Source organism: Paenibacillus sp. 22594 (assembly GCF_052044425.1).
In the GTDB taxonomy this organism is placed as follows: Bacteria; Bacillota; Bacilli; order Paenibacillales; family Paenibacillaceae; genus Paenibacillus_AQ.
Genome location: NZ_JBQENA010000061.1, coordinates 1 through 348, shown reverse-complemented (window position 1 = coordinate 348; position 348 = coordinate 1). Strand labels below are relative to the sequence as shown.

Below are 348 nucleotides of genomic sequence, written 5' to 3'. Positions count from 1 at the left end.
CTGGGGATATAGGAATCGAACCTATGAATGACGGAGTCAAAGTCCGTTGCCTTACCGCTTGGCTAATCCCCAATATTAATAATTAGCAAAACCACGGAATCGGGTGGATACTCTATACTTCGAAATATAGGATTCTCAATCCCTGATACCTTGATTCCACAATAATGGTGGAACCGACGGGATACTCTTCACTTCGTTGCGAGATTGCGATGTAATCCTCACGAAGCTTATGCTCCAACGAACCCTTAATGGATTCTCATCCCTGAAGCAATGTAATGATGGCGGAACCGACGGGATTCGAACCCGCGATCTCCTGCGTGACAGGCAGGCATGTTAGGCCAACTACAC

1 tRNA gene is annotated in these 348 nt (G+C 46.8%); it reads right to left on the bottom strand.

Annotation, left to right across the window (positions count from 1 at the left end):
* Positions 1–72, bottom strand: a tRNA-Gln gene (locus ACTJKB_RS31000).
* Between the last annotated feature and the right edge of the window lie 276 nt (positions 73–348).